We start from the raw sequence: 7,397 nt of genomic DNA, 5'->3' as shown, positions 1-7,397 counted from the left end.
CCCGCCGTCAACGCATCGCTCTGAACAAGAAAGTCAAGCTTTCCGAGGCGAGGAACTATCAGAAGCAGAAGCGGAAGGTTGCCCGTATCCACGAGAAGATCGCCAACAAGCGTACCGACTTCCTGCACAAGGTATCGACCGAGATCGTCAAAAACCACGACGTCATCGGCATCGAGACCTTGCAGGTGAAGAACATGCAGAAGAATCGCAAGTTGAGCAAGGCCATCTCGGACGTCAGCTGGTCGGAGTTCTTCCGCATGCTGGAGTACAAGGCAGAATGGTAAGGGAAGACTGTCGTCAAGGTCGGCAAGACCTTTGCTTCCAGTCAACTGTGCTCCAGTTGCGGACATCAACACAAAGACGTGAAACATCTTGGATTGCGTGAATGGACATGCCCGAGTTGCGGCATCCATCACGACCGTGATGTGAACGCAGGACTGAATCTCAAACAAGAAGCAGAACGCATTTTAGCTTCTTCAACCGTCGGAACGACGGGGGTAGCCTGATCAGGTTTCGACCATCAGGTCGGATAACTCAGGAATCCTCCACCTCTAAGTGAAGCATAGGTGGAGGTAGTTCAACTGATTTACTTCCGGTTTATCTCCACATATTTATAAGAGATATCCGTTCCGACATTGTGACGGGCCAGGTTTTTGACTTCCGTGTTTTGCAGGAAGGCATTTTTTCGTTGGTAGACCGGTGAAATTGCTTGGTCGTCGAGTAACATCGTTTCTGCTTCGCTCAACAGCTCCAAACGTTTGTCTTGATCGAGTTCGTTTTCCGCCTGTTTCAAGAGTTTGTCATACTGTTTGTTCGAGTAGTCCATCATGTTAAACGGATTGCCTGTCATGAACAGGTTCAAGTACGTTGTCGCATCTTGATAATCCGGAGCCCAGCTCGCAAGTGACAAGTCGTAATCCCCTCGGCCTTCACGCGCCAACCGTTCTTTTTTCGGCAGCGACAACAGTTTGACATCGACGTTTTGCTGTTTCAGCGATCCTTGAATGTATTCGCCAATTTTTTTCGAGACATCGTCGTCTTCAATGATCATCGTCAGTTCTAACTTCTGATCGGCTAACACTTGTTTTGCTTGTGCCGCGTCAAATGAAGATTCGATTTGACGGGTCTTGTCGTATTTCAGATCGAGTTCTTTCGGTACGATGTAGTCAGCAGGCAGTGATCCGTTTCCGAGTAACGTCTCCGTCAATGCTTTTTTATCGTAAGCGGCATCAATCGCCTGACGGGTCTTCTGATCTTTGAGCGCGTCCGTTTTTTGATTCATCCGGATGAAGAACATCCGTGAGTCGCTGAACGTGTTGTACTCTTTTTTGTTTTTATACGTCACGACGTTTTCCGAGTTCAGTGGGGCGACATCCAGTTCACCTGTCTCAAACAAGTTAATCGCAAGCATCGGGTCCTTGATGATTTTGACATCAACCTCGTCGATTTTGACGTTTTTCCGGTCCGCGTAGTCGGCGTTTTTCGCCAGCGTATAGCCTTGCTCCGCCTGATATTTCTTGAACGTGAACGGTCCGTTGTAAACGTTTGTTTTCGGGTCCGTCCCGAACTGCTCGCCTTGTTGTTTTACGATGTCTTCCCGAACCGGCATATACGTCCCAAATGTCGTCATGCTGAGGAAGTACGGTGTCGGGCGTTTCAATTCGATTTGTAACGTCTGATCATCGATGACTTTTGTTTCTTTAACCGGCTCCAGCAAATAAGCGAACAGTGAGTTCGTCTCGATTACCCGCTCATACGCATAGCGGAAGTTTTCCGCTGTGACCGGTTTGCCATCCGACCATTTCGCATTCTGATCGAGCTTAAACGTGTAGACTTTTCCGTCTTCCGAAACGCTGTGTGATTTCGCTGCTGCCGGAACGAGTTCGTTATTTGCATCAAACCGGTAAAGTCCTTCGTAGATCTGGTTGAAGATGTTTGACGTGATGGCATCTGCCGGGTCGACCGACAAGAGGTCATAACTTTCCATCGTGTATAGGACTTTCTTTTCATTTTCCTTTGGTGCTGCTTTTTCTGTTTCCGTCGTCGAGCATCCTGCGAGTAGGAACGTCGTGCTTGCCGCCGCGATCAATGTCTTTTTCATCAAAAATTCCTCCTAAAGATAATGTGCGTTGGATGATTCGGCGTTCCTTGACGTAAAACAAAAGACGTCCTCTATGCCACAGCAAAAGCTGATGCATAGAGGACGCCTGTATCCGCGCGGTGCCACCTCTAGTTGAGATTAAAAATCTCCTCTTGTCGCTGGTCCAACAACCAGCTAGCCCGGTAACGGGGGCAACCGTCCTGTCTACTGAATCGTTCAACAGGCTCTCAGCGGTCCATTCCCTGATCATCTTACCGCGTCAGGCTCTCACCTTTCCTGACTCGCTTTGTCGGCAGTGTTGACGGTACTTACTCCGCGTCGTTGATTTGTTTGATATGGCTTAACTTGTTGTTTACTTTACACGGCTTGTTTTCAACTGTCAACGAAAAAAGCTTAGAACGGATGATCCTCTTTGCGTTCCTGTTCTTTCCGGACCGGACGGGGACGGATTGGTTCGACGCGTTCGACATGTGTCCGGGTGATGATCCGGTTGCCGAATGCCGCATCGAGTAAAATCGTAATCGCGGCTGCGATGTGCAACAACATCCCGACGACCGGGATGACACCGACTGTCGACGCGACGATTCCGACGATGTTCCCTTTTGACACGCGACCGGCTCGTGCCGTCAAGACGACGACCACGATATGGAACGCTAACATCAACCACAGTGCATTATACCCTGTCCCAATGACAATCAATCCGCCTATAAACGGAATCCCGAGCATTGCCTCTAAACCACCTGATACCCACTTCAACGTCCGTAATGAACCCTGTCGACATTCCATAACGTCGCCTCCTCTTTTTTTCCATATGTTTAGTATACGACAAAACCGGGAGAAGGTTTCAGACTTCTTTTAGATTATGAACTTGTTTTTCCATGTTGTTGAGCTCATCAAAAATAGCATGATTTCTTAAGAAAAGTTTCCGTCGTCCGGGCACGACTCCTACGGGAAAAGGAAGGGCTTGTCCTTTCCGTCAGGAACAGGCAAGACCCGGTCGGCTGAAAGATAACAGCGGCTTGCGTTCCGCCTGAGGAAAGCGCGCCAACGGACGAACGGCAACGATATCGTATTTCTTTAAAAAATAGCAAGACCTAAGGTCTTTTAACTCTACAAAAAAGCCCACTTCCGTGGACTTTCATCAACCAGACTACTTATAACGCAAGCACGTGGAACTGATAACCACGTCCGACAACGAATCCGGCTTCTTTATAGAGATCAAGCGCACGTGCATTGTCTGTCTCGACATCAAGCTCAAGCTGTGTCCGACCAGTACGGAACATCGCTTGCACCATCAGTTTCAACATTTTTTTACCGTACCCTTTACCCTGTGCTTCCGGACGAACGGCAAACGCATGGATGCTCGCCTGTGTGTCAGATGCGAGGTACGCCCGAATGACACCAACCGGCTTGCCGTTTGCGACACCGATGAACGTGACACGATCGTCCGACTCGATGGCTTGATAAATCGATTCTGCTTCGTCTGCCGTGTTGCCAAATGACGATCCAAGCGTCTCAACGATGAACGGACGATCGTCTTTTGTTGCTTCCCGCAGTTCAAAATCCGGATCGGCTTTTAAGAACAATTGTGCTTTCTTGAGCACCATGTTGTATTCCGTCATCCGGTATTCGGCACCAAGTTGACCGAGGACGGCCTGTCCGGACTTACTTTCATCATCAATGACAAACGTAAACGCTTCGACCCCTTGCGGACGAGCTGCTTCTTTTGCCGCTTCGACAAGCGTCTTGAAGACACCTTGTTTCCGGTAATCCGGATCGACGAAGACATTGATTTCCCATTCCGTCGGTAAGTAGGCAAATGCTTGGAGATAGCCAATCAATTTTGTATCATCATAGATTGCGAAATCGTTTTGTCCGACCCAATCCGCTGCTACCTTTAATTCGATGCCATCGTGATCGTTAACACATTTCTCAAGTTGTAAAACTTCTGTCGTTTGTTTGACTTCTGTTACTGTCCATTCCATTTCACTTCACCTCAACCTTTACTATATCGAACCATCAAAAGAAGCACTAGCAAAAGCTGGTGCTCCTTGCAGTTTACTTATTTTAATTTAAATGTTTCCATCATCGCCGGGACATCATTTGTGATCAAATTGGCGATTTTTTCTTTACCGACTGCGCCTTTGACGGCTTCTGTCGGCTGGACGTAATAATACGTTTTGTTGCCTTTGATTCCGAGGTACGTTCCGAATCCGACTTGTTTTTCAAATTGTTTTTTTGATAACTTTTTCGGTTCAAAGTTCAAGTTGACGAGCAATTGGTCTTTGCCCTTCACTTTATAATAGAGCGAAAACGTCCCGCTTCGTGTGACGGTGCCGTATTTCGTCTTGACGGTTTTGTTTTTGACAAAATCGACCTTATCCTGCTTGATCGCTGTCTGCAAGGCTGTCGTCGCTTTGACCGAGTAACCAAAGTCTTTGTTTTGAATCGTTCCTGTGTTGTACGTCACGTTACTTGCGCCGAAAGCTGTCACCGGAATTAGACATGCCCCGATTAATACCCCTGTCATTGCTAGTCGTTTCATGCTAACTCCCCCTCAACTCTTCGATAATAGTTAAATTCCCTTTTGTGAAATAGGTAAACTCTATTCTTGAAAAAAATTTGACGGAATTGTCTAAATTTCTTACGATAGAAGTAACGAAACGAAATGGGGTTAAACTGATGGCTGAACAAGAACAATTAACGCAAGAACAGCTCGATAATCTGCTGAAGAATTCGTTTGCGATGCAGGTACCAATCCTCGAGAAGTTCATGAAAGATACACATGACCGCTACGCACTCGCGACTACTTCTTTCAAACGCGATATGAATACGATGAAAGAAAGCGAGTGGCACCAGTTCTTTGCCGGTAAATTGTTACCACACTTCTTCCTCGAGCACCTCGGATTCGGCGCCTCGTTCCGCTTCAACGGACACGACAAAGAAGTTGATTTGCCGGAAAACGTCGTCCCTGTTCGCAATGACGCCGATGACCAAATCGCAAAAGTCGTCCTCGGTGTTGAAAAAGCAATGAAAGACATGCACATCAAAAACCATGGCTTAGTTGCGAAATTCTACCAGGAAACACTCGAACTCGCTTGCCAGATGGACAGCCGTGTCGGGATGAGTGATGAATTCTATACACTCGTCAAACCAAGCCTCGTCCAAGCAAACGATTCCGAATAAGTAAACGTCTCGCTCCTCATCTAGTTGATGAAGGGCGAGACGTTTTTTCATATGATCCGTTCTTCTCAGAATCGAATATAAAAGCAGGCTCCCTTAAGCGAACTGTCACGAACCCCATATTCAAGTCCATGACTATCCAGAATCAGTCGACTGATCGCAAGACCAAGACCGTGCCCGGATCCTCCGGTCTGTTTGACATAGAGATCCCAAATCGTTGCCCGGTCCGCTTCCGCGACACCACTTCCCGCGTCTTCGACCGTCAGTTCCATTGGTGTCAACTGGACCCGGACTTCACTGCCATTTGGTGTTGCGACCTGCGCATTCATCAAAAAATTAACGAGGACGCGTTCGAACATCCGGCGATCGACCACAAGACGGACCGGTTCTGTCTCGACGGTCAATATGACCTGGTCTTTGCTGAACGTCGACCGAAGGCGTTCGACCGTCTCCTGCACAAGCGAATCAAGGGCAACTTCCGATTGGTCGAGCGGCATCATCCCCCCGGCAAGTTTCGAGTAGACCAGTGTTTCGTCAATCAACAGACCCAACCGGTCCGCCTCCTCGATGATACTGTCCGTCACTTCCGGTAATTCTTCGACCGGGATCACTCCTGCCGCGAGTGCTTCCGTCTCGTTGCGGATGATGGCGAGTGGTGTCCGCAAATCATGGGTGATTCCGGCGATGAACGATTTCTGCAGGACATCTTTTTGTACGAGTTGTTCCTGCATCTCGTCCACGGCATTGATCAGTTCCCCAACTTCATCGTTTGGTCGGACCGGCAAGGTGACATCTTTTCGTCCGTCGCCAATCTGTTTGGCGACTCCGCGCAACTCGATGATCGGACGGATGAACTGTCGTCCCATATAGTAGGCAAGTCCTGCCGCCAGCAGTAACGTCACGAATAAAGCGACTCCAATCGCGAGATACACGCCGTCAAGTGCACTACTCGCAAGTGGGGCTTCACGGATCGTCGTGATGACCGTCTCCCCACTCGTCAGCTGATACGTCAACAGACGATTTCCTTGGACTTCGATGCGGTCCTTCTGTTGCAGGTCCTCTAAAATCGGTAACTCGACGAATTGTCGTCCCCGACCGTCAATTCGTTCCGTCACGCCGTCTTTCGTCATGAATCCTTGGATTTCGCGTGGGACGGGGCGATTCTCAGCGAGTGCTTCTTTGATGATGTTGGCTTCCCGTTCCAGTTGACTGTATCGTTCGTCCTCCGCAAAACGGTTGACGAGGAACGCCGTCAAACCAAAGCTGAGGATCCCCATGATCAATAACGGGGCGATGACGGCGAGTAAGAACTTCCGCATCAACTTGCTCATTCGATTGCCTCCAACCGGTACCCGACCCGATGGACTGTCTTCAACTGTTGTTTAATGGTCGGTAGTTTATCACGCAACTGTTTGACGTGGGTATCGACGGTCCGCGTATCCCCGCCGAACGTGTAGCCCCAGACCTCGTCCAGGATTTGGTCACGGCTGAGCGCTTCTCCGAGGTGCTCAAAGAAATAGATCAACAGTTCGAACTCCATCTTCGCCAGACTAATCGTCTCCGGTCCACTTTTGACACGGCGGGCCTTTTCGTCAATCGTCACATCTCCCAGCTGCCGTCCGGCGGATAACCGTTGTTTTAACGCCCGTTCAAGCCGAATGATCAATTCCTTTAAGACGACCGGTTTGACGAGATAATCATCGGCACCCAGTTCGAGTCCAAACACCCGGTCGTCTGCTTCCCCGCGTGACGTCAGCATGAAGACGATGGGTGCCGGATGATTTGACTTGATCGATGGGACGAGCGACCAACCGTCTCCATCAGGTAGACGGACGTCAACCAGTACGGCGTCAAACGTCTCGCCCATCAAATGTATTTTGGCCCCTTGTAGCGATTCGGCAAGTGTCACCGTGTAACCATGATGGCGCAAGAATCGTTCCGTGACCTGAGCCAATTTCAGTTCATCCTCAATCACTAAAATCTTCATCTTCATCCCTCCATCTGTAGTGTACCGCCTTTTTTAGCCGGTTAGCGTTTCTTCGCGATTTCTTTGCAACTTCCTCACAACTTCCGTCCGGACACCCGCTAACATAAAGGATGAAAGGAGTGATCA

Annotated in this window: 7 protein-coding genes, 1 pseudogene and 1 other annotated feature; of the genes and pseudogenes, 2 read left to right on the top strand and 6 right to left on the bottom strand. The window is 49.0% G+C overall.

Annotation, left to right across the window (positions count from 1 at the left end):
* A pseudogene (locus BLD48_RS07260) lies at positions 1-506 on the top strand (RNA-guided endonuclease TnpB family protein); the annotation flags it as partial.
* Between the two features lie 80 nt (positions 507-586).
* Here the strand turns inward: BLD48_RS07260 and BLD48_RS07255 are convergent.
* The 4 genes from BLD48_RS07255 to BLD48_RS07240 all read right to left on the bottom strand — a co-directional run bounded on the left by BLD48_RS07255 (position 587) and on the right by BLD48_RS07240 (position 4,646).
* Positions 587-2,101, bottom strand: a complete 1,515-nt coding sequence (locus BLD48_RS07255; RefSeq protein ID WP_071499619.1) for a peptide ABC transporter substrate-binding protein — start codon at positions 2,099-2,101, stop codon at positions 587-589.
* A gap of 95 nt (positions 2,102-2,196) precedes the next feature.
* Positions 2,197-2,432 (bottom strand) — a binding site (T-box leader).
* A gap of 62 nt (positions 2,433-2,494) precedes the next feature.
* Positions 2,495-2,887 (bottom strand): hypothetical protein, encoded by a 393-nt coding sequence (locus BLD48_RS07250; protein ID WP_071499618.1) that lies wholly within the window; start codon positions 2,885-2,887, stop codon positions 2,495-2,497.
* A 368-nt stretch (positions 2,888-3,255) separates the two neighbouring features.
* Positions 3,256-4,086: a GNAT family N-acetyltransferase gene (locus BLD48_RS07245; RefSeq protein WP_071499617.1), complete on the bottom strand. Its 831-nt coding sequence runs from the start codon at positions 4,084-4,086 to the stop codon at positions 3,256-3,258.
* A 77-nt stretch (positions 4,087-4,163) separates the two neighbouring features.
* On the bottom strand, positions 4,164-4,646 hold the full coding sequence (locus BLD48_RS07240) for a hypothetical protein (RefSeq protein ID WP_071499616.1): 483 nt from the start codon (positions 4,644-4,646) through the stop codon (positions 4,164-4,166).
* 137 nt (positions 4,647-4,783) lie between these two features.
* Between BLD48_RS07240 and BLD48_RS07235 the strand changes: the two genes are divergently transcribed.
* Entirely contained in the window at positions 4,784-5,287 is a 504-nt protein-coding gene (locus BLD48_RS07235; protein WP_071499615.1) for a hypothetical protein, read from the top strand.
* A gap of 65 nt (positions 5,288-5,352) precedes the next feature.
* Here the strand turns inward: BLD48_RS07235 and BLD48_RS07230 are convergent, their stop codons facing one another.
* Together BLD48_RS07230 and BLD48_RS07225 are read right to left on the bottom strand one after the other, a co-directional pair.
* Positions 5,353-6,615: a HAMP domain-containing sensor histidine kinase gene (locus tag BLD48_RS07230; RefSeq protein ID WP_071499614.1), complete on the bottom strand. Its 1,263-nt coding sequence runs from the start codon at positions 6,613-6,615 to the stop codon at positions 5,353-5,355.
* Positions 6,612-7,271, bottom strand: a complete 660-nt coding sequence (locus BLD48_RS07225) for a response regulator transcription factor (RefSeq protein ID WP_071499613.1) — start codon at positions 7,269-7,271, stop codon at positions 6,612-6,614. The genes BLD48_RS07230 and BLD48_RS07225 overlap by 4 nt, the downstream gene beginning before the upstream one ends.
* Between the last annotated feature and the right edge of the window lie 126 nt (positions 7,272-7,397).

The organism is Exiguobacterium sp. KRL4 (genome assembly GCF_001870785.1).
In the GTDB taxonomy this organism is placed as follows: domain Bacteria; phylum Bacillota; class Bacilli; order Exiguobacteriales; family Exiguobacteriaceae; genus Exiguobacterium_A.
Note: the sequence above shows the minus strand (reverse complement) of the source record. Positions and strands in the feature narration are given on the sequence as shown.

Excerpts from the sequence above, each read along its gene's own strand:
- BLD48_RS07255 (WP_071499619.1), bottom strand. The coding sequence starts at position 2,101 with ATGAAAAAGACATTGATCGCGGCGGCAAGCACGACGTTCCTACTCGCA.
- BLD48_RS07250 (WP_071499618.1), bottom strand. The coding sequence starts at position 2,887 with ATGGAATGTCGACAGGGTTCATTACGGACGTTGAAGTGGGTATCAGGT.
- BLD48_RS07245 (WP_071499617.1), bottom strand. The coding sequence starts at position 4,086 with ATGGAATGGACAGTAACAGAAGTCAAACAAACGACAGAAGTTTTACAA.
- BLD48_RS07240 (WP_071499616.1), bottom strand. The coding sequence starts at position 4,646 with ATGAAACGACTAGCAATGACAGGGGTATTAATCGGGGCATGTCTAATT.
- BLD48_RS07235 (WP_071499615.1), top strand. The coding sequence starts at position 4,784 with ATGGCTGAACAAGAACAATTAACGCAAGAACAGCTCGATAATCTGCTG.
- BLD48_RS07230 (WP_071499614.1), bottom strand. The coding sequence starts at position 6,615 with ATGAGCAAGTTGATGCGGAAGTTCTTACTCGCCGTCATCGCCCCGTTA.
- BLD48_RS07225 (WP_071499613.1), bottom strand. The coding sequence starts at position 7,271 with ATGAAGATTTTAGTGATTGAGGATGAACTGAAATTGGCTCAGGTCACG.